The sequence below is a fragment of the Deltaproteobacteria bacterium genome, assembly GCA_021737785.1.
Classification (GTDB): domain Bacteria; phylum Desulfobacterota; class DSM-4660; order Desulfatiglandales; family Desulfatiglandaceae; genus AUK324.
Genome location: JAIPDI010000004.1, coordinates 25,717 through 51,996 on the forward strand (window position 1 = coordinate 25,717; position 26,280 = coordinate 51,996).

Consider the following 26,280-nt stretch of genomic DNA (forward strand, 5'->3'; position numbering starts at 1 on the left):
AGGGGCACAGGCAATGAACCATGGATGCAAGACAAAAAACCGAACTGCTCCGAATGGCCGCCGGACGGATCCAATTTGATTCACCCATGAGGCGGCGCACCACCTTCCGGGTGGGGGGAAATGCCGAAGCCCTCTATGAAGCGCCGGATCTGGAAGACCTCCGGCGGATACTTCCCTTCCTGGTCAGGGAAGAGATCCCTTATCTGGTGATGGGTAGGGGGAGCAATCTGCTGGTCAGGGACGGCGGCATCAGAGGCGTGGTCATCCTTCTTTCCGGGGATCTCGACCGGATCGAATGGAGACAGCCGGATGGGACCGATATCCTCGCCGGAGCGGGCCTCTCCATTGTCGATCTCCTGATCTGGTGCAGAAGAAGGGGCCTCTCAGGGTTGGAGTTTCTGGCCGGGATCCCCGGCACGGTCGGGGGTGCCGTAGTCATGAACGCGGGCGCCTTTGGACATGAGATCGGGGCCTGGGTCAGGGAGATCAGGGAGGTCGATTCACATGGAAAGCTTCACATGGTCGATCGATCCCGGCTCACCTTTTCATACCGGGCCCTGGATATGCAAAAGGGGGCGATTATTGCGCAGGTCGGTTTTCGGCTGAATCGGGCGACTGAAAAGGACGTGGCAGGGAGAATCAGCGGCTATCTCCAGAGACGAAAGGCATTGCAGCCGCTTGAACATGCAAGTGCCGGATCTGTTTTCAGAAATCCGCCCAATGACTATGCGGGGCGGCTTATCGAGAAGGCGGGTCTTAAGGGGAAACGGTTCGGAGGCGCCATGATCTCAGACAAGCACGCGAATTTTATTGTCAATACGGGGGGGGCCACGGCAGCTGATATCCTGTCCCTCATGAATGCAGCCAGGGAGGCGGTCATGAGAACGGCGGGCATAGCGCTTAAACCGGAGATACGCGTGGTGGGAGATCCGGCCGACGGCGATCGGGCGGAACAGGATGCCTTTATCTCCTGACGGATCCATCTCCGATCTTTAAAAGTCAGCCTTGAATAGGGGCCAGTCTTGATGGGAGGATCTTTCATGAAAAGGGGAGGCGAAAGGAGGACTTCCGTAGGGGACGTGATCCTGTCGCGCCTTGGCGTGATCGGGTCCGGCATCTTGAAGGGGGGTCTCTTTCTGGGGGTTATCACGGTGGTCAGCATCTGTTTTCTCTCTCTTTATCATTATCTGCTCAGCTCTCCCTACATGAGGCTCGAACATGTGGAAATGAGCGGGGCCGACCCGAAAATGAGAGATGAACTGATCCAGGCGTGCGGACTGGATGACGGCCAGGGCCTCTTGAGCCTTCACCTGTATGAACTGAAACGAAAAATGGAGTCCCACCCCTGGATTCGCGCGGTGAAACTGGAAAGGCGGTTTCCCCATACGCTGGTGGTGGAGGTGGAAAAACAGATCCCCGCTGCACTGGCGCGCATGGATGACCTCTATTATGTCAATCAATGGGGTGAGATATTTAAACGGATTTCCGAATCCGACGACATGGACTTTCCGGTCATTACAGGCCTTTCCACGGACGATGTGCAGGTTCGGGAGGAACTGAGGCAGGCGATCCACGTAGTCAAGGTCCTGGCGCCTGAAAAAGGTCCCTGGTCCGTGTCGGAGCTTGGAGAGATCCACGTAAGAAAGAACGGGGCCATGTCCCTCTATTTCAATCAGGTAAAGGCGGAGGTGACCTTTATGTGGAACGAATTGGCCGACAAGATGGATGGGTTGAAAAAGGTGGCCGAACACCTGAATCAGTCCGGGAAGATTGATCTGGTAACCCGTATTAACCTCAACTACATGGATGGCGCGGTGGTCTCTTTTAAAAACGGTTGATGTGCCCTGTTCCGTAACAAAAGGGCGGGGCATATTGATCAAAGATTACAATTTACGCTATGCGCTTTGCTCCGTGCGCTATGCGGGCGGCAGGGGAGTGAGGTGACGACAAGATGGCAGGAGAAATCATTGTAGGCCTGGATATCGGCACAACCAAGATCTGTGCAGTGGTGGGCGAAGTTCGGAATGATACCGTAGAGATCATCGGAATGGGAAGTTACCCTTCCGATGGGCTTAGAAAGGGAGTCGTTATCAATATCGAACACACGGTGAATTCCATCAAAGAGGCCATCGAAGAGGCCGAAACCATGGCCGGCTGTGAGATAAGTTCGGTCTATGCGGGTATCGCCGGGGGGCATATCAAGGGATTCAATACCCCGGGCGTTATTGCCCTTAAAGAGAAGGAGGTCACCAAGAAGGACATCGAGCGGGTGATCGAGGCAGCGAGCGCGGTCGCCATCCCGATGGATCGGGAGGTCATCCATACTCTGGTTCAGGAGTTTATCGTGGACGACCAGGACGGCATCATGGATCCTCTCGGGATGGCCGGCGTGCGTCTGGAAGCAAAGGTCCATATCGTGACCGGCGCGGTGACCTCTGCCCAGAACATCATCAAATGCGCCAATAAAGCAGGTCTGGATGTATATGATATTGTGCTCGAATCCCTGGCCTCCAGCGAGGCCGTCCTTACCAAGGAGGAGCGGAATCTAGGGGCCGCGCTGATTGACTTCGGCGGTGGAACCACCGATATGGCCCTGTTCTCCAGGGGCGCCATCAAGCACACGGCGGTTCTGGCCTTAGGCGGGGATAACCTGACTTATGACATCGCCGTGGGCCTGAGAACTCCCAAGCTGGAGGCGGAAAAGATCAAGATTAAATATGGATGTGCCCTGTCATCGCTGATCGGCAGGGATGAAACCATCGAGGTACCGGGTGTGGGCGGAAGGAAGCCGAGGACCCTTTCCAGACAGATCCTGGGAGAGATCCTGGAGCCGAGGGTGGAAGAGATTTTCTCTCTTATTTACGGGGAGCTGGCGGGGACAGGTTACGAGGACCTTCTCGGATCGGGCGTGGTGGTGACAGGAGGCTCCGCAGAACTCCCGGGAATCAGCGAAATGGCCGAACAGATATTCAATGCGCCGGCCCGGGCCGGATATCCCCAGGGGGTGGAAGGGCTTGGAGACCTGGTCAATAAACCGATGTATGCCACCGCGGTGGGGCTCGTCCTGTATGGGGCGAAAAACAGTAAGCGGAAAAGGAAATTCCGGATCCGGGATTCCAATATTTTCAATCTGGTAATGGCGAGGATGAAAAGGTGGTTCAAGGATATTGTGTAAGAACGAATTGAGGGATTTAGGGATTGAGGGATTGAGGAATTGAGGGATTCAGGAATTGATGAATTGGAGGATTGAAGGATTGGCGGGTTGAGGGTTTGGAAATGTGGAACCAGTAATCAGGAAAAGGAGGGACATGATGAAATTTGAATTTGTGGATGAAGTGGAAAGGGGAGGCTACCATGCCAAGATTAAGGTTTTGGGTGTCGGAGGTGCCGGGGGAAATGCCATTAATAACATGATCAGTTCCGACCTGGGGGGCGTCGACTTCATTGTGGCGAATACCGACTCCCAGGACCTGGAGAAATCCCTCTGCTCACAGAAGATCCAGTTGGGCCCTTCCATCACCAAGGGACTCGGGGCAGGGGCTGACCCTGAGATCGGGAGGACATCGGCGGAGGAGAGCGTCACCGAAATCAGAGATGCACTGGATCGTTCCGATATGGTCTTTATCGCCGCGGGAATGGGTGGCGGTACAGGGACCGGCGCTTCTCCGGTGGCGGCTCGTCTCAGCAGGGAGAATGGTGCGTTAACCGTGGCGGTGGTGACGAAGCCCTTCAGATTTGAAGGCGATCCGCGAATGAAAAGGGCCATGGAGGGCATTGAAGCGCTTAAAAAACAGGTGGACAGCCTGATCATCATTCCCAATGAACGGCTCAAGAGTCTGGGAGATAAGGCGACGCCCCTGAAAGACCTCTTTGTAAAGGCGGATGAAGTCCTCCTCCAGGCGGTCAAGGGGATCGCGGATCTTATTATGAGCCGCGGATTCATCAACCTGGATTTTGCCGATGTGAAAAAGGTCATGGAACAGATGGGGACGGCCTTAATGGGCATGGGGAGAGCGAGCGGTGAAAACAGGGCATGTGAGGCGGCACAGAAGGCCATCAACAGTCCCCTGTTGGAGGATATCTCCATTGAGGGGGCCAAAGGACTTCTCATGAACATCACCGGACCTTCGGACATGACCATGGATGAAGTGGACGCCGCATCCAATTACATCAAGAACGAAGTCAATGAGAACGCGGAGGTTTTCTGGGGAATGGTCCTGGACGATACCCTGAAAGACGAGGTCCAGATAACCGTTATCGCCACCGGAATTGACGCTCATGAGATGCCGCAGGAACGGAATTATCTCAGGGCCGTGGTCAAGGATACGGTCAAAAACCCGCCTCCAGAGTATGACAACGTGGTGAGGCTGAGAGATGTAACCGCCGAGGATATTGAAGAGAGCTGGACAGTGAGGAAGAATGGCGTCAATCTGGACACCCCCACATTCTTAAGAGAGAAACAGGTCACCTCCGAATCATCCAAAGAAGAACCTGATAAGCAGGAGAGGAAAAGTTTTTTCGACAAATTTCGTTTTAAGGAAAATCTGGATTACCCGACATTCATGAGGGCAAAAGCCGATTGACCGCACCAAGGGACATTGTCTCCCTCTACCGGGCCCGACTGGCAGAGGAAACCGGTGCAATAAGAAAGGATTGGGGGGGGAAACGATCCATCGCCCTGGCATACCCCAATTTTTACCGCCTGGGCATGTCCAATTTGGGGTTTCAGATTGTCTACGGTCTGTTGAACCAGAGATCAGACGTGGTTGCAGAGCGGGTTTTCCTGCCCGAAGGTCAAGAAATGTCCCTCTATCTTCGATCGGGAAAGCCGCTCCTTTCATTGGAGTCGCAGAGGCCGCTATGTGAATTTGACCTTGTCGCCTTTTCTCTCTCATTTGAAAATGACTACCCCAATGTCCTTCAGATGTTGGAATTGGGAGGGATCCCCCTGTTCACGGAGGAAAGAACGGACGCCACGCCCCTGGTCATGGCCGGGGGAGTGACCACATTTCTGAATCCGGAACCCCTTTCCCTTTTCATAGACATCTTCCTGATCGGTGAGGCCGAAGCCAATTTAGATGTATTTATGAATTTCTTCCTGGAATTGTACAGGGAGAAGCGCGCCAGAAAAGAGATCTTGGTCCGTCTGGCCAGGAATGTCCCCGGCCTCTACGCCCCCCTCTTCTACCGGGCTGAATACCACGAAGATGGGACCCTGAAGACCTTTTTGCCGGTAGAGGATCACATCCCTGAAAAAATCCGGGTCCCCCGGTCTCCTCATGGGGGATTTTCAGGGAAAGGAACCCCCGTATCGATTATCACGACCCCCAATACGGAATTCAGCAACAAGGTCCTGGTGGAGGTGGGAAGGGGATGCGGTCACTCATGCCGCTTCTGTGCCGCGGGATTTGCATATCGGCCCCCCAGGCAGTATGAGGAATCACAACTCAGCGAAGCCGTTCTGAAGGCATTGGCGCGAACCGGCCGGGTTGGCCTGGTGAGTCCGGCTGTGTCCGACGTCCCGGGGATAGAATCGATGACGGCGCAGATCATCGAGCGGGGAGGGGTGTTCTCGGTCTCATCCCTCAGGGCCGAGACCCTGACTCAGGGGTTGCTGGACAACCTCAAATCCGCTGGGCAGAAAACCATTACCATCGCCCCGGAAGCCGGCTCTCAAAGGCTTCGCAGGGTCATTAACAAACATCTCACAAATGAGCAGATCTTCGAGACAATCCGCAGGATATCCAGGAGCGAGGATTTTTCTCTCAGACTCTATTTTCTAATCGGCCTCCCCACGGAAACGGATGAAGACGTCCGTCAGATTGTTGAACTGGTCAAGGGAATCAGGCACCACATGATCAAGGAATCTGCGGCCAGAGGGAGGATCGGTCGAATCCGACTCAGTGTGAATTGCTTTGTGCCGAAGCCTTTTACCCCATTTCAGTGGTTTCCGATGGAAGAGGCGGGATCGCTGAAAAAGAAACAGAAATGGTTGAAAAAGGCCCTGGCAAAGGCCGGCGGCGGCATCCATGTAAGTCTGGATGTGCCGAGGTGGGCCTATGTCCAGACCCTCCTCTCCATGGGAGACCGGAGGGTGGGCGCCATTCTGCTGCTGGCCCATCAGTCAGGGGGGGACTGGACACGGGCGCTGAAATTCGTTAATATCAATCCTGACTTTTACGTGTACCGGCCAAGGGGAATTGAGGAACTCCTGCCATGGGATTTCATCCATAACGGGGTGTCCAAAAGGCACCTCGTTATGGAACATGATCTTGCCCTGAAGGCGGAAGAATCGGAGATCTGTCACGTGGGAGAGTGCCGCCGTTGCGGGGTGTGCGCCGGAACCCACCTTTCACATTGAGGGAGCGCCATGCTTCGAAAACTGGCTGTGGGTCCTTATCAATCCAATTGTTACATCCTGGGCGACAAAGAGACCGGCGAGGGTCTGGTGATCGACCCGGGGGATGAGGTCTTTAGAATTGTAAAAGAGATATCGCATCTGGGCCTCACGATTCAATATATCCTCATCACCCACGGGCATATCGATCATGTGGGCGGGGCCCGGGAGTTGAAAGAAATAACCAAGGCCCCGGTATGGATCCACCCCCTTGATGCAGGCGGCCTCGGGTTCAGGCCGGACGGAAATCTTGCGGAGGGTCAGGAAATTTCTTCAGGTCGGTTCAAGATATCGGTCATTCACACGCCGGGCCACTCACCGGGAGGGGTCTGTTTCCATACGGCCGGCGCCGTATTTACCGGGGATACCCTGTTTGCAGGGTCCATAGGACGGACCGATTTTCCCGGCGGCAACCACCATCAACTGATACAGGGCGTGGTGGAGAAGATTTTTCCTCTGGGCGATGATGTTAGGGTATACCCGGGACACGGCCCCCACACCACCATTGGAAGGGAGAGAAGGTCCAATCCGTTTTTCCGGCGGTGAGACAGGGGTCCAAGGCGGAAGGCGTTAGGCGCAAGGGGTTAGGCGCAAGGGCCTGAAGCTCAAAGCAACCGGGCAGGAGAGGAGGCGCGAGGCCCAGGGAGCAGGTAAAAGGCAGCGGGGAGCAACGCGCAGGGAACAGAGAGTAGGCAGTAGGCAGTAGGCAGGAAGGAGTAGGCAGTTCCCAGCGAAGAGAAACCAGAATCCAGCATCCAGAATTCCCGCTGAAGACGGGATTTTCGCTACGCTCCAACCAGCAACGAGCATCCAGTATGGAGACTTCCGGGTTTGCCTATCATCAGCGTGTCAGTTACGACCGCGCAAAAATGACGGGACACCATCTGGACTGGGGACATCAGCCCACGGTCTATAAGGAGTATCCGGGGGGTGACCTTGTCCTGCTTCCGAAAGATGTTTCTCTGCCTGAAACCCGTCTCTCATCTCTCCTGAAACACCCTGAAATCGCTCTCGCACCCACGGACATGGATCTGGAGTCTCTTTCTGGAATCTTCCGCCTGACCTACAGCCTTACGGCAAAGGCCCGGCATTCGGGTGGCGACTTCTATTACCGGAATGTGGCCTCGGCCGGCGCCCTCTATCCTGTGGAAATCTATGTGGCCACGGCAGGCGTTACGCATGTACAGGACGGGATCCATCACTTTTCCATTGCCCGGCACGGCCTGTTCCCGGTGAGGAAAGGGAACTTCTCGGCGTCTTCAGGAAAGGCAGTAGAAATCCTTGACACCCGGGTGCCGGTCCTTACGTTCTTTCTCACGGCCATATTCTTTCGTAGTGCCTGGAAATACCGGGAACGATCCTACCGGTATCACCTGCTCGATGCCGGGCACCTGTTGGAGAATCTTCTCCTGGCCCTCAAGTCGCTGGGATTTCCCAATGCCGTCACCCTGAATTTCGATGATGACGGGACCAATCGTCTCCTGGGAGTGGATGAAGAAAGAGAGGTCTGTTTGGCCATATGCAAGACGCCGGGGAGAGCGGCATATGGCGGCCAAGGCGCAGAGGAAATCAATGATCCCGGCGATCTCATCCGGAATGCAAGCCGGGTTTCCCAAAAAGAGATTGATTACCCCGCGGTGCGGGAGATTCACCGGGCAGGGGTTCCAGTTGTGCAGAATTCCGAACCCGTGCCCCCCATGATCTCCCTCCTGTGCCCTGTTCCGGAGAAGTGGGAACCGATGGATGATCCGCCTGACCCATGGCCTGAGAAGGAGGGGTATGCCGAGGCCCTCTTTCATCGCCGTTCCAGGCGTAACTTTGTGAAAAGGCCGATATCCAGGGACTGCCTGACAGCCTTGCTGAACGGAATCTGCGCCAGTCCGGATAGGGGGAATGGGGAAGATACTCCTCGGCCGCACCCATCCCTGGGGGTCGGGTTCCTCGTGGGGAACGCCGAAGGCTGTGATCCCGGTTTCTACCTGCTGGATATTGGATCGCGCTCCCAGGCACAGGTCCGTCAGGGTTTCTTGTTGGACCGCATGGCGCATATCTGTCTGGATCAGATGTGGGTGGCCCGGGCGGCCGTTCACGTGGTCTTTTTGAGCAACCTTCAGACAGTTGACCGTATTTGGGGCCCGAGGGGATATCGGTATGCAATGATGACGGCCGGTCAAATGGGAGAGAGGGTCTATCTGATGGCCGAGGCCATGGGGCTCGGGTGTTGTGGTATCGGCGCATTTTATGACACGGAGGCGGCGGCCCTCCTGGGTCTGAACCCTGCATCCCGGCTCCTCTATCTGGTGGCCGTCGGCCATGTCAAATCCAACCGGATCACGTGACCGAATGGGTCAATGACAAAAATGGGGTTGCAGAACGGGAAAGAGGCCAAATATGACCCGTAGGAAAGAAACTGAATCGGAACAAGAGATCATGAATGCTGCACCGGAAGGAGGGGAGGCATCGGTCCACCCGTTTCGCGAGATGATTGAAGTGGCCGGCGAAGGGTTTTATGAGACAGATACGGATGGAAACCTCAGGGGGTTTAACAACGCCTTCTGCCAGGTCCTGGGATATACGAGGGAAGAGATTCAAGACCGGAATTTCACCAGTTTCATGGATGAGGGGTCTGCGAGAAGGCTTCAAGAAGCCATGAACCGGGTCTGGGTGAGCCATCAGGGGTTTTCCAACCTGGTATGGGAGATAAATGACCGCCACGGCCGTCCCAGGGTCATCGAGTTTTCCGTCTATCTCATGAAAAACCATGCAGGCCAGAAGATGGGCTTCCGCGGCATCGCCCGGGACGTCACTCAGGAATATAAGACCAGGAGTGCGCTCAGGGAGGCCCAGCGTCAGTATGAAGCCGAATTCCAGAAGGGGAGAAAAGCGAGGAGGAGGACGCGGAATCTCCTCGACTTCGTGCCCTACCCGATGGTGGTATTTACCCTGGCCGGCAAGGTGTCCTACGTCAATCCCGCATTTACCGAGGTCTTCGGATGGAGCCTGGAGGAACTGATCGGAAAGAGCATCCCCTTTGTCCCCCCCGGGTTGAAAGAACAGACCCTCGATGATCTGCGAAGGCTTTTGAGAAACAAGGACGACACCATTGAAACCCAGCGGATGACCAAGGACGGCCGCATTCTCGACGTGATCATCCGGGGCCAGGTATCCTCTGATCCGGGCGATGGATTGGGCGAACTTTTTATCTTGCGCGATGTTACCGAGCAAAGGAGGATGGAGCGAACCAACGAGACCCTTTTTCAAATCAGCCTGGCATTGCCCCAGTATCCGGTCCTGACAGAACTCCTCGATTTTATCAGCAACGAGGTCAAACGGGTCCTCAATACAGAAGGCGCGACCGTAGGCCTGTATGATCAGGAGAGGAACGATTTCCACTTTATGGGGGCCGCGTATGAGGACGCATCGGCCGAGAAGCAGATCAAGACCATTCGCCATCCCTTTGAAAAGAGCGTTTCAGGAAAGGTCTTCACCACAGGAGAAGGGGTGATCGTTAACGACACCTCCAGAGAACCGGACTACCACGACGGGGTGGACAAGACCATCGGGATGCACACCCATAACCTGGTCGTGGTCCCCCTGCGGGCCAGGGAACGGATCGCAGGGGTGTTGATCGCCATGAACAAGAAGACAGGCGACTTCGATGATCAGGATAAGCGGCTCCTTACCATGATCGCGAGTACTGTCGCCCTTTCCGTAGAAAACGCCCGATTTTCCAAGGAGTTGAAGGAAGCCTATCAGGAGGTATCGAGCCTGAACCGGGCAAAAGACAGGATTATCGACCATCTCTCCCACGAGTTGAAGACCCCGGTTTCCATCCTTCTCGCCTCTCTGAACCTCCTCTCAAAGAGACTGGAGGCCCTCCCGGAAAAGGACTGGAAAGCCACTTTTGAAAGGGCCAGGAGAAATCTCGAGCGGATCCTGGACATCCAGTATCAGGTGGGAGACATCATGAGGGACCCTGAGTACAAGGTCCATTCCATCCTCTCCTTCCTGCTGGAGTTGTGTGCCGACGAACTGGAAATCCTGGTGGCTGAAAAAACAGGAGAGGGAGAGATCGTTCAACGGATACGGGATCGCATTGATGAGGAATTCGGCCCCAGAGAGATCCGTTCGGATGAGATCGATGTGGAAGTCTTTCTGAAGGAGAGCATCGAGGCCCTGAGTCCCAAATTTTCCGGACGCAGGGTGGATATCGTCACCCATTTTGAAGAGGCCCCTCCCGTATGCATCCCTTCCCAGGTCCTGCAAAAGGTCGTGGACGGTCTTATCCGAAACGCCATAGAAAACACCCCTGACCAGGGGAAGATCGAGGTGTCCACGGAAATTAAAGGGAAAGCGGTCCAGCTGACGGTCAAGGACTACGGTGTGGGGATCCCCCCGGAAGACCGTAAGCGGATATTCGAGGGGTTCTTTCCCACCCAGGAGACTCTGAATTACTCTTCCAAGCGGCCCTATGTGTTCAATGCCGGTGGAAAGGGAGCCGACCTCCTCCGCATGAAGGTCTTTTCAGAACGTTATGGGTTTCATATCGACATGGCGTCGGAGAGATGCCGGTTTATTTCAGAGACCGGACAGGAGTGCCCCGGCAGCATCGATCAGTGCAGCCAGTGCAGGGACGCCGCGGACTGTTACCTATCGGGCGGCACCACCTTCCGGCTCCTTTTCCCGGCTGCCCCGGAGACGGGTTGTGATTAGACGGGTAGAGGTGTGGAAGGTGAGTGTATAGGAAGGTAAAAAGTTCCCGTCGTATCCGATGGGCCATCGTTACTGAAAACGAGACCATTGGATAGCTTGTGGGAGCCGGAAGCCGGCGCCTTTAAACGGGATCGACCAGGAGGATCGCATCATGGCAGGCAGCAGTTTCGGACCTCGCAGGCCTCAGCGGGGTGGCAGACCAAAAAATACTGAGGATGTGGTTGCCCGGGCGAGACGGGCCCAGGTAGAACGCGAGAAGAGCTACCGGGAGAAGTCTCTGAAGATCCATCCCTGGGTATGTGCCCGCTGCGGTCGGGAGTTCACCCATCGAAACGTACATGAACTAACGGTTCATCACAAAGACCATGATCACGACAACAACCCTCCTGACGGGAGCAACTGGGAAAATCTGTGCCTCTACTGTCACGAGAATGAGCACCGCAGGCATCTCGATTATCTGGAAGGGAAAGGCATCAACATCGGCGACGAAGAGGGATCGGGATTTACCCACAGTCCATTTTCCGGGCTCAAGGGTCTGATGAGGAAGGATGGGGAGTGAGGGATTTAGGAATTCAGGAATTTAGGAATTTAGGAATTCAGGAATTGAGGGATTGAGGATACTCGTTGCTCCCTGCTCCTGGCGCCTCACGCCTCAACATATCCTTGGCAACTGCTCGCCGGTGAGCATGGAGAGGATGCGGGTGCCGCCCACACGGGTCTGGAGGAGGACCCGGCCCGGGTTCTGATCCGTGACCCGACCGATGATTTCGGCCTTCTTTCCGTAGCCATGCCGTCTCATGACCTTCAGCACCCCCTCTGCGTCGTCGGGGTCAACAACGATCAGGCATTTGCCCTCATTGGCCAGATAGAGGGGGTCGAGACCCAGGAGTTCCGAGGCGGCGATAACCGGTTTTGATATGGGGAGGGCGTCTTCAAAGAGATGTATCCCCACCTTGGACTGGCCTGCAATCTCATTGAGGGCCGTGGCCACCCCGCCCCGGGTCGGATCTCTCAAAACATGTACCCGGGCATTGGTCTTCAGAATTGCGGAGACCAGGCCGTTGAGGGGCGCGCTGTCGCTCGTCAAGCCGGTCTGAAAGTTAAGCCCTTCCCGGCTGGCGAGGATGGCGATGCCGTGGTCCCCGATGTCGCCGTTGATCAGGATGAGATCGCCGGGCCGGGCATTATGACTTCCCACCTCCACGCCTTTAGGTATGGATCCGATCCCTGCGGTATTGATGAACACCTTATCCATATTCCCCTTGGGCACCACCTTGGTGTCGCCCGCCACCACTTTTACCCCGGCCTCTTGCGCGGCCCGGCCCGCCGAATCCATGATCCTGACCAGATCCTCCATGGGGAGGCCTTCCTCTAAGATCAGGCCGAAGGTCAGGTAAAGCGGGGTTGCCCCCTGCATGGACAGATCATTGACTGTTCCATGGACTGCCAGACTCCCGATGTCGCCCCCGGGGAAAAAGATCGGGTCTACCACATACGAATCGGTGGTCATGGCAAACCGGCCCCCGGCCAGGTCCACCACGGCGCTGTCATCGAGCCGGCGAAGAATTTCATTATCCAGCCGGCTCAAAAAAATGTCATGGACCAGTTCGTGGGAGGCCTCGCCCCCGCTTCCGTGATCCAGTGTAATCTGATCGGGCGTCATTTACGGCCTCATTAGATTAAATGATTGAGGAGTGGCGATTGTTGATTGACTCCTTACCCCTTCGGCCAGCTGATGATCGCAATTGTGCTGCACCGGGACTGCGCGGATAAGTGCGGGAAACTTCGCTGGGGTGCACAGAGATTGCAGAGATGAAATTTTCATGGGTAGTCCGTTTAAGGCCATGTGCGGTCATAGGGTTTCGAGGCTATCGTTGCGGTGAAATGATGGCCTTTATGCAGTCATGCTCGGTGGGCGCGGAGACCATTCGAAAACCGAGCGGCCCCTCCGCCATCTCCAGCCGGTGGGTAACGGTCCTGAGCACCGGGACGGTCTTTTCGCGTATCAGCTTCAGGGCGGTCCTGCAGTCCGAGGGGGCCCCCGCATAGGTGCTGGTCAGGGTGATCTCGGTCCGCCAGAAGAGGTCGTTGATGGCCGCGGGAAGTGTGGCGTCCTCCGGGGCCCCGGCAAAAAAGAGGACCGTGCCCCCCTTTTCCACGACCTTGAGGGCCAGCGGAATAAACCCGTCAAAACAGATGATGACCAGATCTGCCAGGCGCCCCTCGTTGGCCTGCCGAAGCCGGTCCACGATATCCTCATCCCTGTGAAGGACCAGGTCCGCGCCCATCTCCCGGGCCTTTTTCAATCTGAAGGGAATGGAATCCGCCGCTGCCACCAGGCCGGCTCCGAGGGCCCGGGCCGCCCCCACATGGAGAAGGCCGGAGATCCCGCTTCCCAGGACCAGCACTGTCTGTCCCGGACGCAACCGGGCGTTCTTCTGGCCTCTCAGCACGCAGGCCAGAGGTTCCATAAAGGAGGCCTCTTCAAAGCTGACCCCATCGGGGATATGAAAGACCCCCCGGTCCACATTGATGGCCGGGGCCCTCAGGAATTCAGCGAACCCGCCGGGCTCGAAATGGGTCCCCCTGAGGAGGGTCTCACAGACAGTGTGATGGTTGCTCAGGCAGTAGTGACAGGTGTTGCAGGGGACATGGTGCGTGGCCGCCACCCGGTCTCCGGGGCTGAATCGCTCTACCCCGTCCCCGACGGCAACCACCTCCCCGGCCACCTCGTGCCCCAGGACAAGGGGGACCTTGTCGCGGCGGTACCACTCCATCACATCGCTGCCGCAGATCCCGCTGGCCGCCACCTTCATGAGGAGTTCGCCCGGACCGATTTGGGGCACGGGCATCTCCTGGAGCCGAACATCCTTATTGCTGTAATACATCAAAACGCGCATGGCAGATACTGGTTGCTCGTTACTGGATACTGGATACTTGTTGCTGGTTACTGGTCGAAGCGTAGCGCAGATCCCGCGGTACGCGGGATTGCCAGTTACTGGTCGAAGCGTAGCAAAAATCCCGTCTTCAGCGGGAATGCTCGATGGTGGATCCCGGTTCCTGTTCGCTGGGAACTGCTTACTCCTTCCTGCCTACTGCCTACTCTCTGTTCCCTGCCCCTGCCCCTTGCTCCTTGCTCCTTGCTCCCTGCTCCTAACGCTTTCAGCTTCAGGCTTTAAGCTTTCCGCTTGTCCCCCCCTTCCGCGTTCCGAGTTCCGTGTTCCGCATTCAGGAGACGTTGGCTACCGGCCCCGCACTGTTTCAAACAGATCGAGGGCCTGCCTGGGGGTAAGACCGTCGTGGATGACCCCGTTGAGGGCCTGCATGACCGCCGCCGGGTGGGGGCTCTGCCAGACATTTCTTCCCAGGTTGACTCCGATGGCCCCTTTCTGCATCCCGTCATGGACAAACTCAAAGACCTCCAGTTCGGTCTCGCATTTGGGGCCGCCGGCAATGACCACCGGGACCGGGCATCCGTCCGTCACCTTTTCAAAGCCCTCGTCGCAGTAATAGGTCTTGACGATCTTCGCCCCCAGTTCGGCGGCGATACGACAGGAAAGGGCCAGATAGCGGGCGGTCCTTTTTTCCAGTTCCTTTCCCACAGCGGTCACGGCCATGACCGGAATACCATACTCCTCGCAATCGTCCACCAGCATGCTGAGGTTTTCCAGGGTATCCCGTTCATAATCGCTCCCCACAAAGACGGAAACGCCCACTGCGGCCACGTTCAGCCGGAGCATCTCTTCAACGGACGTGGTAATAATTTCATCGGCCAAATCCTTGCCCACCACGCTGGTCCCGCCGGACACCCTTAATATAATAGGGGTTTCGATTTGGGGATCGATGGCGGCCCTGAGGACCCCGCGGGTCACGAACAGGCCGTCCGCATAGGGGACCAGGTCCCGGATGGTCTCTGCGGGTCTTTCAAGGCACCGGGTGGGTCCCTGGAAATAGCCATGATCGATGGGAAGAAACTGGCAATGGCCGTCCGGCTTGATCAAACGGGAGAGCCGGTTCTTCATGCCCCAGCCCAGGTTATCGGAACCCTTGATCCATCTCTTTTTTGCGCCTTCCGTCCCAGACGGCATCTCACTTACCTCTCTTGCCTCCAGAAGTCCTTCTGCATCTGCCATACGGCTGTCCTCCCAAATCCCTCAATTCCTCAATTTCAAAATCCCCCAATCCCCCAATTCCAAAATTCCTACATCCCCGGATATTTGATTACAATGGTATCCTCCCGGCCGGCCCCCACGGATACAATGGAAACGGGCACGCCGGTGACCTCCTCGATGGTACGGACATAGGCCCGGGCCGCGACGGGCAACTGACTGAGGTCCCTGGCCGCGGAGATATCCTCCTGCCATCCGGGTATCTCTTTGTAGACCGGGACGCAGGCAGCCATCCTCTTGAGGCTCGCCGGGCGTTGCTCCACCTTTTCCCCTTGGATTTCGTATCCCACGCAGACCTTGAGCCGTTCGAGCCCGGTGAGGACATCCAGTTTGGTAATGGCCAGGCTGTCCAGACCGCTGAGACGCACCGAGTCCCGCACGACCACCAGGTCGAGCCACCCGCAGCGCCGGCGTCTTCCTGTGGTGGCGCCGAATTCCTTGCCTCGCGCCTGGATGTAGTCCCCTGTTTCATCGGTCAGTTCCGTGACAAACGGTCCGGCCCCCACCCGTGTGGTATAGGCCTTGACAATCCCCACCACATGGTGAAGTTGTCTGGGTCCAATCCCGGCACCGGCGCACGCGGCCCCTGCCGCGGGATTGGAAGAGGTTACAAACGGATAGGTGCCGTGATCCAGGTCCAGATGTATCCCCTGTGCCCCTTCGAACAGGATCTGCTTTCCCGCTTTGACGGCCCGGTCCAACTCCAGGGAGACGTCTGTGATAAACGGGGCCAGCTTTTCTCCCGTGGCCAGATAGCTGTCTACGATGGCCCCGACCTCCAACGGCTCAGCGCCGAAAAACCGTTCCAGGAGGAAATTCTTTTCTTTCAGGTTGTCCCGGACCTTCTCCTCCAGGAGCTCGGGGTCCAGTAGATCTACGGCCCTCACGCCGGTTCTGGCCGCCTTGTCCTCATAGCAGGGGCCGATGCCGCGACCGGTGGTCCCGAGTTTTGCCTTTCCTTTGGCCCTCTCCCTGGCCAGATCAATGGCCTTGTGATACGGCATGATGATATGGGCCTTCTCGCTGAGCGACAGCCTCTCCGGACCAACGGATATCCCGGCCTTTTTCAAATCGTCGATCTCTTCCAGGAGAACCTCCGGATCCACCACGAGCCCGTTCCCTATGAGGCACTTCTTGTCTTCGTAAAGGATACCGGAAGGAATAATATGAAAAATGAACTGCTTCCCATCCACCACCAGGGTGTGGCCGGCATTGTTGCCGCCCTGAAATCTCACCACCATATCCGACCGGGCGGTCAGGAGGTCCACCACCTTTCCCTTGCCCTCGTCTCCCCACTGGGTCCCGACCACTACCAGATTTGCCATATCTCTCTCCTTGGATTGTATATGGGGATCTACAGAAGAGACCCCTCCTTCTTGTCATGTCACATAAGGACTTCATGGAAGCAATGCTTGATTCTAACGCGGATGACCGCAACCAATCTCTCAGCACGCTGTCCCGTCATTTCGGCATATTCCTGGATTCCGGCCAGAATCGTGCCGGAATGACGGAAGGGCAAGCGTGCAGTAGAAGGACGACCCTATGTTCTTTTTTTCGCGGCAGAAAACCCGGTAATAAGAGCACTAAACCATAAACCTGAGGGAGCGACTTTCTATCCGCAAAACGTCGTGCAAGATGCCACTCACACAACGGCGTTGCTTCATGATCACTTCATAATGAGAATAACTCCTGTCACAATGATCTTGCCCCGGTTTTAAACCCGGCATAGTCCTCCGGGGTATCGATGTCGAGGCTGTCATACCCCTCTTCAGGCTGGATCAAACAGATGGATTGATTGTATTTGGGGAACAGGGATCTGGCCCCCATGTCGCCTTTAAGGCGCTTCAATTCCGGATAGATCTCCCGCCTGAAAATTACCGGATGCGCCGGCCTCCCTTTATCTTGGATGGCGCTTATCAACATGCCGGAAGTCAGATGACGGTCGAGCAGGCGATTGATCAGATTCCATGGAATGCACGGCATATCGGCTAAAAAGAATATGGCGTGGTCATGGGTGCCTTCCACCTGTGAAATTCCGGCTGCAATGGAAGTGCTGATTCCCCGGCGGTACCGGCGGTTTTCGATGATGCACAGCCTCGGATCGCTAAATCCCGGGGTGATGACCGCCTCTATTTCCCCCGCCCGGTGCCCCAGCACCAGAACCACGGTGTCCACCCGTGATTTCAGGATCCGGCCCAGGATCCGTTCGATAAGCGTCTCCTCTCCGAGGGGGAGGAGTTGCTTGATCCTTCCCATGCGGGTCGACTCGCCGGCGGCAAGGACAATCCCGGCAACCTTCTCTCCATGCCGGTTCATATGCCCTATGGTGTTCCTTTAGATCCCTTTTCGAACCCGAGATCAAAGATCTTCAGATTGATCTCCCTGAACCGGTCGGGGCTGACCTGATCGATGGTCTGTCTCAGTTCGTCGCCGCGGATCGGACCGTTCTGAAAGGCCGCAAAAAAGCCGAGGAGGGCCAGATTCGAGGCCATCGGCGATCCCGACGCCGCAGCCGTCTCTGAGGCAGGAAAAAGACGGCATACAATTTCCATCCTGTCCAGGTAAGGCCGGACCTCTTCCCGAACAAATGCTTTGGCCGGGGCATTGATGTAGAGGCTTCCTCCCCGGGAGAGGAACGGAAGGCTGCGATAGGCCTCGTCTTCCTCCAGCGCAAGGAGGATATGGGCCGAACCTGCCCTGACCAGGCTCCCTGCCACGTCTCCGATCCTGAGATGAGAGACCACCGAACCGCCTCTCTGGGCCATTCCATGGGTCTCGGCCGCCATGATCTTGAGGCCTTTGTTAACGGCCGCCTGGGCCAGCAGTTTGGTCATGAAGAGGATCCCCTGCCCCCCCAGGCCGCTCAATACGAAGTTTACATTTTCCATGGTTCTTGATCTCTTCCTTTCCCTATGCTGCCACAATAGCCCCCTTGGGGCAGATCTCCAGGCAGACGCCGCACTGGGCGCAGAGGGCCTGGTTGACGGCGGTGTGACCCAGGGTTTCATCCCTGTAGAGGGCCGGACATTCAAACCGGTCCAGGCAGAAGTTGCAATCCACGCAATCGTCCGTGACCGTGACCTTCACCTTTTTCGGAATGGCCGCTCCCCTGTAGGCAATGACGCAGGGATGGCGGGCGATAATAACGGCGATCCCCCCGTCCGGATCATTTACATGCGCAACGGCCTTTTTGATCAGTTTGACCATCCCCTTCACGTCGTAGGGATCGATCTCCTCGATAAAGTCGACCCCGCATCCGGCCACGACCCTCTCCAGGGGAATGGCCTTTCCCCGGCTGCCGTCCGCCCGGATTCCCAGGCCCGGGGTAGGCTGCATCCCGGTCATGGCGGTGGTCTGGTTGTCGAGAATCACCAGGATGAATCGCGCGTCGTTGTAAACTGCATTCAACAGCCCTGCGGTGCCGGAATGATAAAAGGTGGAATCCCCGATGGTGGCCACGATCGGCTGATCGATCCGGTCCTGGGCAAAGGAATGGTAAAAGCCGGAGGCCATGGTGATGCCGGCGCCCATATCGAGACAGGTATCGACGCCCCCCAGGTTGAGCCCCAAGGTATAGCAGCCGATGTCCGAGGTGAATATCGCCTTCGGCCGGGCCTTACGAATGGCAAAAAAGGAGGCCCGGTGGGGACAGCCGGGACAGAGGGTCGGTTTGCGTATGGGGAGCTTGAGGCCCTTGACCAGTTGGGCCGCTCCCCCATTCTCACCGCTTTTAAAGCCCCTGAGATCGAGTGATGTGAGCGTCAGGTCGATCACTCCATAAACGGCCTCGGGCACCAGTTCCCCTTCAGACGGAACATGGCCCGAGAGTCGACCCAACACCTTTTTGCGATCCCTGAGAAAATACTCGATCACGGTGTCGGTCTCCTCGACCACGAGCACCTTGTCGCAGGCAGACATGAACTCCGCGGCCAGTCTTTCGGGGAAGGGATAGGGCGCACACAGCTTCAGCACCGGAATATCGTCGCGGTCTTCTTCCGCCAGAATATCCTTCACCACGGCGTAAGAGACCCCCGCAGCCAGGATTCCCAGAGGATACTGCTTTCCCTCTGTCAGGTTGTGAAAATTGTATGGGGCAAGCGTATCGAATCGCTGACCGATGTCTTTCAGTTTCCGGTTCAGTTCACCGTGGAGAATGAACCGGAACCGTGGGGTTGCCGCCCATCGGCCCGGGTCCTTTTCAAAGGACGCCTTTTGTTCATTACGGGGAATCTCCCTCCGAACCAGGTCCTGTCGCGCATGACATACCCGGATGGCGGGTCTCAAGATAACGGGAATCTCGAATTCTTCTGAAAGGGCGAGGGCAAGGCCGGCCATCTGCCGGGCCTCTTCAGGGTCGGACGGATCCAGGACCGGCACCTTGGCAAAACGGGCCATGAGCCGGGTATCCTGCTCTGTCTGCGAGGAATGGGGACCCGGATCATCACAGGAAATGATGACAAACCCGCCCTTCGTTCCGATATAAGCGGCGCTCATGAGAGAGTCTGCGGCCACATTGAGACCGACCTGTTTCATGCAGCAGGCCGCCCGTTTGCCTGAAACAGCTGCGGCAAATGCATTGTCCAGGGCCACCTTCTCATTGGTCGACCATTCCACGTAGGTATTGAGATTTTCTGATTTGACGAGCCGGACCACCTCGGGCAGGATTTCAGAGCTGGGGGTGCCCGGGTAGGAGGTGACCACCTGAACCCCTGCCTCAACGAGACCCAATGCAATGGCCCCGTTTCCCAGAAAGATTTCTTCGTGCATCATACCTATCCCTTTTTTCTCTGTTTCATGGTTTATCGCCAATACATCGGACCTTCATGGGGTATCAGGCCCAAGGGTTCATCCCGTATCGAGCATCCAGCAACCAGCAACGGTTGCAGAAGCCTAGTCGCTCCGGAGCATAAAGTCAAGTAGTGAGGCGGCCGGGCCGCAGACCTCCTGGAGTTTTTCAGGGGGCATTTCCGACGGTTGACAGGAGGAGGGTAATTTCCTATACTGGCACAGGCACAAACCCCATTCAATGCTTTTATGGAGATTCGGATGCACCTCAAAAAGGTAACGCTTTTCTCTGAAAAATACCCGACCACTGAATACTATCCCTTCAATCTTCAAGTCCTTCGCCAGACCCGGAGCATCTTGTTTCATGCGCCCGTAACCTTTTTTGTGGGAGAAAACGGTACGGGAAAATCAACACTCCTCAGGGCCCTCTGTCATCGCTGCGGCATCCATATTTGGCAGGAAGAGCAGCGTCCCCGCGTGGAAATGAATCCCTATGAGGAGTCCCTTTACATGTTTATCAGGGCTGAATGGTGTAACGGAAGGGTGCCGGGGTCATTCTTCGGGTCTGAGACGTTCAAGGACTTTGCCCAGTATTTAGACGAATGGGCCGCAGTAGATCCTGAGATGCTCACCTATTTCGGGGGAAAATCCCTCATCACCCAGTCCCACGGCCAGTCCCTCATGAGCCTGTTCAGGGCACGCTACCGCATTAGAGGTCTGTACCTGTTGGATGAACCCGAGACCGCCCTGTCCCCCAGGAGCCAGTTAGAACTGCTCAAGGTACTGAACGATATGGGAAAAGCGGGACACGCCCAATTTATCATCGCCACGCACTCGCCGATTCTGCTGGCATCCCCCGGAGCGGCCATTGTCAGTTTTGATGCCGTGCCGGTCCGGGAGATCGCCTACGAGGAGACCGAGCACTACCGGATCTATCACCGTTTTATGACCGACCGGGCCGCCTTTTTGAACCATTTGTAATCTCATGTGGGACCGGTTTCTGGATGCTCGATCCTGGATACTGGATGCTCGATGCTGGTTGCTGGATTCTGGTCCCTCTTCGCTGGGAACTGCTTACTCCTTCCTGCCTACTCCTTACTCCCTACTGCCTGCTCCCCGCTTCGCACGTCTTTGCTCTTGGCCTTTCGTGGTCAAGGCTCTTCTGAATCAGCGGATTTTCCGGTGTGTTTCTTTGCCTGTTCAATCAATTCGATAAGGGAAACGGTTTTTGTCTTGTCAGAACGGGTAAAGGCCCTTTCCCACTCTTCGGGTGAAAGCGCTTCTCTCAAATAATCTTCGACCATAAAATGGGGATACCAGCAGTCCAGGGTCTTAAAACAGGGAAGGCCGTGGTTTTCCCTGCGGCAATAGGAAAAATAGATCTGATGACCCAATCTGGGGCAACGGATCATGTACTCATCATTCGGCGGTGTACTTTCCCTTTTCATGACCATCTCACGTGAAAGGTTTGGAGGTTCAGGGGGCCGCGTGCAGGTTGGGTCGGGGAGAACACGGCCCACGCCTGAAAAAATGCTGCCGGAGGACAGGGCATCGACCTCCGGCAGCGACGGTTCAGTTTGCCATCAGTGTCCGGATGGCCTATAGATGCGGCGGCTGGTACTGCTTCGGCTTGGGCAGAGGCCCAATGTCTTCCAGTGCCCGTTTGATCTCCTCTGCCGGCAGGGGGTAATCCTTTAACTGGCCCTCGAAATAGGCCTGATAGGCCGCCATGTCCACCAGACCATGCCCGCTCCAGTTGAAAAGGATGACCTTTTCTTTCCCTTCCTCTTTGGCCTTGAGGGCCTCGCGGATGACCATGGCGATGGCATGGTTGCATTCGGGTGCGCTGATGAACCCTTCGGTCCTGGCAAAGGTAACGCCCGCCTCAAAGGTCTCCAGTTGATGGATCGCCTCGGGCCGGATCAGGTTGTCGACAATGAGCTGGCTGATAATCGGGGCCATCCCGTGATAGCGGAGCCCGCCGGCATGAATCGGGGCCGGGATAAAGTTGTGACCGAGGGTATGCATGGGCAGGAGCGGCGTCATCTGTACCGTATCCCCGAAGTCATAGGCAAAAGGGCCTGCAGTCATTGTGGGACAGGAACTCGGTTCTACGCCGATAATGTCGATGTCCTTTCCGTGAATCTTGTCGCAGACAAAGGGGAGGCAGTTCCCTGCAAAATTGCTCCCGCCGCCGGCGCAGCCGATCACCACGTCGGGGTAGTCGCCGGCAATGGCCATCTGTTTCTGGGTCTCAAGACCGTTGATGGTCTGGTGAAGCATCACATGGTTCAGGACGCTGCCCAGGGAATACTTGGCGTCCTTGTCCCCGACCGCGGCCTCCACTGCCTCGCTGATGGCGATGCCCAGGCTTCCGGGGGAATCCGGGTTCTCGGCCAGGATCTTGCGTCCCGATTCCGTCTCGGTGCTGGGGCTTGCCACGCAGTTGGCGCCCCATGTCTGCATCATGAGCTTTCGATACGGTTTGTGGTTGAAGCTGATCCTCACCATAAAGACCTTGCATTCCAGCCCGAAAAAGGCGCAGCACATGGCCAGGGCGCTTCCCCACTGGCCCGCGCCGGTCTCCGTGGTAATCCTTTTGGTGCCGGCCACCTTATTATAATAGGCCTGTGCAATGGCCGTATTGGGTTTGTGGCTCCCGGCCGGGCTGACGCCCTCATTCTTATAGTAGATCTTGGCAGGTGTTCCGAGGTGTTTCTCGAGATTATAGGCCCTGTAAAGGGGGGTGGGCCGCCAGATGACATATTTTTCCAGGACCTCCTGAGGGATGTCGATCCATCTCTCGGTGCTTACTTCCTGCTCGATCAGATTCATGGGGAAGATGGGGGACAGATCATCAGGCCCGACAGGTTGACCGGTCCCCGGATGAAGCGGCGGTTCCATCGGTGTGGGCATATCTGCCATGATGTTGTACCATTGACGCGGCAATTCCGACTCGGGTAGAAAAATCTTTTTGACCTCCATAGTTCCTCCTTTTCTCTTCCATGAATGATGTTATGTGTTCTGATCCATGGCCCATGTGCCGCGGATCGGCCTTACCTCATTCTTAGGGTCTGAGAAACACTTCCCGGTTATCGGACACACGTGCAACCCTTTGAAGCGAGTACGAATCCGGGCGTAACAGAGAAATTGAAACCAACTTTTTGGGTTTGATTGAGCTGGAGAATAATTTGTAAAGAGTTATCGAGTCGTCGGGTCTTTAGTGCGGGAGATCGGGTACAAAGGAATCCGCCGGATCCTGACCGCATCAAATTGCGCAACCATGGCGCCGAAACGAATACTATGCGAGAAAAACAGATCAGAGGGTAAAGGGTTTATTCCTTAAAGTCAAGGACCAAAAACCGATTTCAGTTCGTCCTGGATGTATTTGAGGCGGTCGATCTCCTCTTCTCCCATATCCTTGTCTACCTCTGTTGATTTGATCTTCTTGCGCAAGGCCTTGAGTTCATTCTCCAGGTCGATGAGGGTATTCAGCATGGTGGTTTTCACGTCCGGGGTCTCCTCCTCGGCCGGGGGATTCTCCCATGCCAGATCCTTCGGTTTGAGGATAAGACGCTCTTTCCACATCGGGATATGGGCGATCAGGTGGAGCCTTTCCTGGATCTTCTCTGCCAGGGCCGTACTGGCGGCAGCCTCCCCGTGCACCACGAAGACCTTGGGGTTGGATTCGAAATGAGACACCCACGCCAAAAGGTCCTCCTGGTCGGCATGGGCCGAAAAGCCGCCGATGGTGAAGACCCTGGCCCTGACCGCCACGTTCTCTCTGAATATCTTGACCTGCTTTGCGCCGTCTACTATCTTGCGGCCGGTGGTCCCCTTGGCCTGAAATCCCACGATCACAATGCTGGCGCCCGGGCGCCAGAGATTGTGCTTGAGGTGATGCTTGATCCGGCCTGCCGTACACATGCCGCTTCCGGCAATCACAATGGCTGGTCCCGATGCCTCGTTAATGGCCATGGATTCTTTTGTGCTGGGGGTGAAGTGGAGGTTGGGCATTCCGAAGGGGTCATAACCGGAATCGACAATGGCAAGGGCCTCTTCATCGTAGCACTTCTTGTTCTTCCGGAAGATCTCCGTCGCCTTTATGGCCAGTGGACTGTCCAGGTAGATGGGGATGTCCGGGATCAGGCCGTTGCGGAGAAATTCACCCAGAATATAGAGGATTTCCTGAGTTCTTTCCACGGCAAAGGCCGGGATAATGATCTTCTCTCCGGCTGCTGCGCTGTACCTTATGGCCTCAACCAGTTCCTTCTTGCTCTCTTCAAATGTACGATGGATGCGGTTACCGTAGGTGGATTCCACAAACAGATAGTCGGCGTTAAAGATCTCCCGCGGGTCCCTGACGATCAGCTGTTCTTTTTTGCCCAGATCTCCGGAAAAGACCATCTTGAGCGCATCTTTCCCATCTTCCACCCAGAGTTCCAGAATGGAAGAGCCCAGGATATGCCCGGCATTCCTCAGCCGGGCCTTGACACCCGGCTCGATCGTGATGATCTGGTTTTTTTCGGTGGGATGCAGATATTTCAGGCTTGCCTCAGCGTCCTCCGTGGTATACAGGGGCGCCACATCCACTCCGGCCTGGCGTTTGTTCTTGCGGGTCTGCCACTCGGCATCCATTTCCTGGATGTGGGCCGCATCCAAGAGCATGATCTCGCACAGCTCTGCAGTCGGCGGGGAGGTGATGATCTTCCCTTGAAACCCATCCTTCACCAGCTTCGGGATTCGACCACTGTGGTCAATATGGGCGTGGGTCAAGAAAAGGGTCTCGATCTCTTTCGGGTCAAACCCCCAGTCTCCCCTGTTCCGCTCCTCCATCTGCCGTCCGCCCTGAAAAAGCCCGCAGTCTACGAGGACCTTTTTTTTGGCCGGCGACTCCACCAGATAACACGATCCGGTCACGGATCCTGCCCCTCCAAGACATGTTACACGAATCATCGGGATCTCCTTAATTTTAAGTCAGGCGCCCCGCAAACGGACGCGGGATCTTCGACAAGGCACGAGGCACGAGGTGTGAGGCGTTAGGCGCAAATAGCAGGGAGCAACGAGTATCCAGAAACGAGAAACGAGCACCCACCATTCTCAATTCCCAAATCCCTGAATCCCTGAATCCCTGAATCCCTCAATTCCTAAATTCCTCATCCAAAACCGGGTGCCGGTAGGTTTTCCCCGCATAGTTTCTGGCGACAAGGGTGTGGCTATCCCTTTGAAGCACATATTCCGGCAGGAGCGGGACTTTCCCTCCGCCGCCCAGGAGATCCACGGCAAAATGGGGCACGCACAGGCCCGAGGTATGGCCCTGAAGTGCGGACATTATCTCCAGCCCCCTGTTGACGGGCGTCCAGAAGTGGGATGTGCCCTTTGCCGGATCTGCCACGAACAGATAATAGGGCCGGACACGGATTGTCAAGAGTTTTTGTACCAATCTCTTCATGACGCCGGGATCGTCATTCACGCCCCTGAGGAGCACGGTCTGGCAGCCCAGGGGGATGCCTGCATCGGCCAACCTGCTGCAGGCCAGTGAGGAGGCTTCGGTAATCTCATCGGGATGATTGAAATGGGTATTGATATAGAGCGGTTTGAATGCCCCCAACATACGCGCCAGCTGGGTGGTGATCCGATGGGGGAGAGTGCAGGGGATCCGCGTGCCGATTCGGATGATCTCTACATGGGGCATGGCCCGCAGATCCGTCAGGATGCGCGCCAGTTCCCGGTTGCTCAGGAGGAGCGGGTCTCCCCCTGACAGGAGGACATCCCGGATCTCCCGGTGTCCGTTGATGTAGGAAAGGCCTTCCCGTATGGATTCCCTGGAGACCATGGAGGCCCGGCCCACCTTCCGCTTCCGGTTACAGAACCGGCAGTACATGGCACAGCCGGAGGATACCAGGAAAAGAACCCGATCCGGATAGCGATGGGTCAGCCCGGGGACCGGTGAATCCTCCTCTTCATTCAGGGGATCCTCCACGCCGGCCTCATCGGAGATCTCCCGGACATCCGGGATGCACTGCCTGTAAATGGGATCGCCCTTTGTTTTCACAAGGCCCAGATAATAGGGGTTGACCCGCATCGGATACCGGGCCGTCACCTCCTTCAGATGGTCCCTGTCCACCTCGATGGATTCCGGCAGGTCCTCGGGGGCGGTGATGCTTTCAGAAAGGATCGTTCTCCATGATGCGCCTTTGCCGCAGTTCATGTTCC

The 26,280-nt window shown here is 56.4% G+C and carries 21 protein-coding genes; 10 read left to right on the plus strand and 11 right to left on the minus strand.

The genetic code is table 11. The annotated features are described in order from the left end of the window. Window positions 1-20: 20 nt before the first annotated feature. The 9 genes from murB to K9N21_03420 all read left to right on the plus strand — a co-directional run bounded on the left by murB (window position 21) and on the right by K9N21_03420 (window position 11,669). Window positions 21-974 (plus strand): UDP-N-acetylmuramate dehydrogenase, encoded by a 954-nt coding sequence (gene murB / locus K9N21_03380; GenBank protein ID MCF8142942.1) that lies wholly within the window; start codon window positions 21-23, stop codon window positions 972-974. 66 nt (window positions 975-1,040) lie between these two features. Next, window positions 1,041-1,838: an FtsQ-type POTRA domain-containing protein gene (locus tag K9N21_03385; GenBank protein MCF8142943.1), complete on the plus strand. Its 798-nt coding sequence runs from the start codon at window positions 1,041-1,043 to the stop codon at window positions 1,836-1,838. A 113-nt stretch (window positions 1,839-1,951) separates the two neighbouring features. After that, window positions 1,952-3,175, plus strand: coding sequence for a cell division protein FtsA (gene ftsA, locus K9N21_03390; protein MCF8142944.1), 1,224 nt, complete (start codon window positions 1,952-1,954; stop codon window positions 3,173-3,175). 136 nt (window positions 3,176-3,311) lie between these two features. Next, the gene (ftsZ, locus tag K9N21_03395) at window positions 3,312-4,583 is read left to right on the plus strand and encodes a cell division protein FtsZ (GenBank protein MCF8142945.1); all 1,272 of its coding nucleotides are present in this window, start codon (window positions 3,312-3,314) and stop codon (window positions 4,581-4,583) included. Further along, window positions 4,580-6,361: a radical SAM protein gene (locus K9N21_03400; GenBank protein MCF8142946.1), complete on the plus strand. Its 1,782-nt coding sequence runs from the start codon at window positions 4,580-4,582 to the stop codon at window positions 6,359-6,361. Before ftsZ ends, K9N21_03400 begins: the two co-directional genes overlap by 4 nt. 9 nt (window positions 6,362-6,370) lie before the next feature. After that, window positions 6,371-6,943: an MBL fold metallo-hydrolase gene (locus K9N21_03405; GenBank protein ID MCF8142947.1), complete on the plus strand. Its 573-nt coding sequence runs from the start codon at window positions 6,371-6,373 to the stop codon at window positions 6,941-6,943. Between the two features lie 269 nt (window positions 6,944-7,212). Beyond that, window positions 7,213-8,736, plus strand: coding sequence for a SagB/ThcOx family dehydrogenase (locus K9N21_03410; GenBank protein MCF8142948.1), 1,524 nt, complete (start codon window positions 7,213-7,215; stop codon window positions 8,734-8,736). Window positions 8,737-8,788: 52 nt separating this feature from the next. Next, window positions 8,789-11,110, plus strand: coding sequence for a PAS domain S-box protein (locus K9N21_03415; GenBank protein ID MCF8142949.1), 2,322 nt, complete (start codon window positions 8,789-8,791; stop codon window positions 11,108-11,110). Window positions 11,111-11,261: 151 nt separating this feature from the next. Then, the gene (locus K9N21_03420) at window positions 11,262-11,669 is read left to right on the plus strand and encodes a YajD family HNH nuclease (GenBank protein ID MCF8142950.1); all 408 of its coding nucleotides are present in this window, start codon (window positions 11,262-11,264) and stop codon (window positions 11,667-11,669) included. A gap of 93 nt (window positions 11,670-11,762) precedes the next feature. Here the strand turns inward: K9N21_03420 and hypE are convergent, their stop codons facing one another. The 7 genes from hypE to K9N21_03455 all read right to left on the minus strand — a co-directional run bounded on the left by hypE (window position 11,763) and on the right by K9N21_03455 (window position 20,049). After that, window positions 11,763-12,773 carry a hydrogenase expression/formation protein HypE gene (hypE, locus tag K9N21_03425; GenBank protein ID MCF8142951.1) on the minus strand — a complete coding sequence of 337 codons (1,011 nt, stop codon included), beginning with the start codon at window positions 12,771-12,773 and terminating at the stop codon, window positions 11,763-11,765. Window positions 12,774-12,978: 205 nt separating this feature from the next. Next, window positions 12,979-13,998, minus strand: a complete 1,020-nt coding sequence (locus K9N21_03430; GenBank protein ID MCF8142952.1) for an alcohol dehydrogenase catalytic domain-containing protein — start codon at window positions 13,996-13,998, stop codon at window positions 12,979-12,981. Window positions 13,999-14,352: 354 nt separating this feature from the next. Beyond that, complete coding sequence (gene lsrF, locus K9N21_03435; GenBank protein ID MCF8142953.1) at window positions 14,353-15,243, minus strand: 3-hydroxy-5-phosphonooxypentane-2,4-dione thiolase; 891 nt, start codon at window positions 15,241-15,243, stop codon at window positions 14,353-14,355. A gap of 68 nt (window positions 15,244-15,311) precedes the next feature. Next, entirely contained in the window at window positions 15,312-16,604 is a 1,293-nt protein-coding gene (locus K9N21_03440) for an adenylosuccinate synthase (GenBank protein MCF8142954.1), read from the minus strand. A gap of 367 nt (window positions 16,605-16,971) precedes the next feature. Further along, a complete protein-coding gene (locus K9N21_03445) occupies window positions 16,972-17,595 on the minus strand; it encodes a nucleotidyltransferase family protein (GenBank protein ID MCF8142955.1) in 624 nt (207 codons plus the stop codon). A gap of 5 nt (window positions 17,596-17,600) precedes the next feature. Next, window positions 17,601-18,167 (minus strand): indolepyruvate oxidoreductase subunit beta, encoded by a 567-nt coding sequence (locus K9N21_03450; protein MCF8142956.1) that lies wholly within the window; start codon window positions 18,165-18,167, stop codon window positions 17,601-17,603. A gap of 22 nt (window positions 18,168-18,189) precedes the next feature. Further along, window positions 18,190-20,049: an indolepyruvate ferredoxin oxidoreductase subunit alpha gene (locus tag K9N21_03455; protein ID MCF8142957.1), complete on the minus strand. Its 1,860-nt coding sequence runs from the start codon at window positions 20,047-20,049 to the stop codon at window positions 18,190-18,192. A gap of 276 nt (window positions 20,050-20,325) precedes the next feature. On the opposite strand from K9N21_03455, the gene K9N21_03460 reads away from it, so the two are divergent. Next, the gene (locus tag K9N21_03460; GenBank protein MCF8142958.1) at window positions 20,326-21,045 is read left to right on the plus strand and encodes an AAA family ATPase; all 720 of its coding nucleotides are present in this window, start codon (window positions 20,326-20,328) and stop codon (window positions 21,043-21,045) included. A 170-nt stretch (window positions 21,046-21,215) separates the two neighbouring features. On the opposite strand, the gene K9N21_03465 is transcribed toward K9N21_03460, so the two are convergent. The 4 genes from K9N21_03465 to K9N21_03480 form a co-directional block, all read right to left on the minus strand. Beyond that, the gene (locus tag K9N21_03465) at window positions 21,216-21,512 is read right to left on the minus strand and encodes a hypothetical protein (protein MCF8142959.1); all 297 of its coding nucleotides are present in this window, start codon (window positions 21,510-21,512) and stop codon (window positions 21,216-21,218) included. 151 nt (window positions 21,513-21,663) lie between these two features. Continuing rightward, on the minus strand, window positions 21,664-23,049 hold the full coding sequence (locus tag K9N21_03470; GenBank protein MCF8142960.1) for a TrpB-like pyridoxal phosphate-dependent enzyme: 1,386 nt from the start codon (window positions 23,047-23,049) through the stop codon (window positions 21,664-21,666). Window positions 23,050-23,412: 363 nt separating this feature from the next. Then, window positions 23,413-25,020 (minus strand): MBL fold metallo-hydrolase, encoded by a 1,608-nt coding sequence (locus tag K9N21_03475; protein MCF8142961.1) that lies wholly within the window; start codon window positions 25,018-25,020, stop codon window positions 23,413-23,415. Between the two features lie 184 nt (window positions 25,021-25,204). Next, window positions 25,205-26,275 (minus strand): KamA family radical SAM protein, encoded by a 1,071-nt coding sequence (locus K9N21_03480; protein ID MCF8142962.1) that lies wholly within the window; start codon window positions 26,273-26,275, stop codon window positions 25,205-25,207. Window positions 26,276-26,280 lie beyond the last annotated feature (5 nt).

Coding starts and splice junctions, on each gene's coding strand:
- murB (MCF8142942.1), top strand. CDS start 21: ATGGATGCAAGACAAAAAACCGAACTGCTCCGAATGGCCGCCGGACGG.
- K9N21_03385 (MCF8142943.1), top strand. CDS start 1,041: ATGAAAAGGGGAGGCGAAAGGAGGACTTCCGTAGGGGACGTGATCCTG.
- ftsA (MCF8142944.1), top strand. CDS start 1,952: ATGGCAGGAGAAATCATTGTAGGCCTGGATATCGGCACAACCAAGATC.
- ftsZ (MCF8142945.1), top strand. CDS start 3,312: ATGAAATTTGAATTTGTGGATGAAGTGGAAAGGGGAGGCTACCATGCC.
- K9N21_03405 (MCF8142947.1), top strand. CDS start 6,371: ATGCTTCGAAAACTGGCTGTGGGTCCTTATCAATCCAATTGTTACATC.
- K9N21_03410 (MCF8142948.1), top strand. CDS start 7,213: ATGGAGACTTCCGGGTTTGCCTATCATCAGCGTGTCAGTTACGACCGC.
- K9N21_03415 (MCF8142949.1), top strand. CDS start 8,789: ATGACCCGTAGGAAAGAAACTGAATCGGAACAAGAGATCATGAATGCT.
- K9N21_03420 (MCF8142950.1), top strand. CDS start 11,262: ATGGCAGGCAGCAGTTTCGGACCTCGCAGGCCTCAGCGGGGTGGCAGA.
- hypE (MCF8142951.1), bottom strand. CDS start 12,773: ATGACGCCCGATCAGATTACACTGGATCACGGAAGCGGGGGCGAGGCC.
- K9N21_03430 (MCF8142952.1), bottom strand. CDS start 13,998: ATGTATTACAGCAATAAGGATGTTCGGCTCCAGGAGATGCCCGTGCCC.
- lsrF (MCF8142953.1), bottom strand. CDS start 15,243: ATGGCAGATGCAGAAGGACTTCTGGAGGCAAGAGAGGTAAGTGAGATG.
- K9N21_03440 (MCF8142954.1), bottom strand. CDS start 16,604: ATGGCAAATCTGGTAGTGGTCGGGACCCAGTGGGGAGACGAGGGCAAG.
- K9N21_03445 (MCF8142955.1), bottom strand. CDS start 17,595: ATGAACCGGCATGGAGAGAAGGTTGCCGGGATTGTCCTTGCCGCCGGC.
- K9N21_03450 (MCF8142956.1), bottom strand. CDS start 18,167: ATGGAAAATGTAAACTTCGTATTGAGCGGCCTGGGGGGGCAGGGGATC.
- K9N21_03455 (MCF8142957.1), bottom strand. CDS start 20,049: ATGATGCACGAAGAAATCTTTCTGGGAAACGGGGCCATTGCATTGGGT.
- K9N21_03460 (MCF8142958.1), top strand. CDS start 20,326: ATGCACCTCAAAAAGGTAACGCTTTTCTCTGAAAAATACCCGACCACT.
- K9N21_03465 (MCF8142959.1), bottom strand. CDS start 21,512: ATGAAAAGGGAAAGTACACCGCCGAATGATGAGTACATGATCCGTTGC.
- K9N21_03470 (MCF8142960.1), bottom strand. CDS start 23,049: ATGGAGGTCAAAAAGATTTTTCTACCCGAGTCGGAATTGCCGCGTCAA.
- K9N21_03475 (MCF8142961.1), bottom strand. CDS start 25,020: ATGATTCGTGTAACATGTCTTGGAGGGGCAGGATCCGTGACCGGATCG.
- K9N21_03480 (MCF8142962.1), bottom strand. CDS start 26,275: ATGAACTGCGGCAAAGGCGCATCATGGAGAACGATCCTTTCTGAAAGC.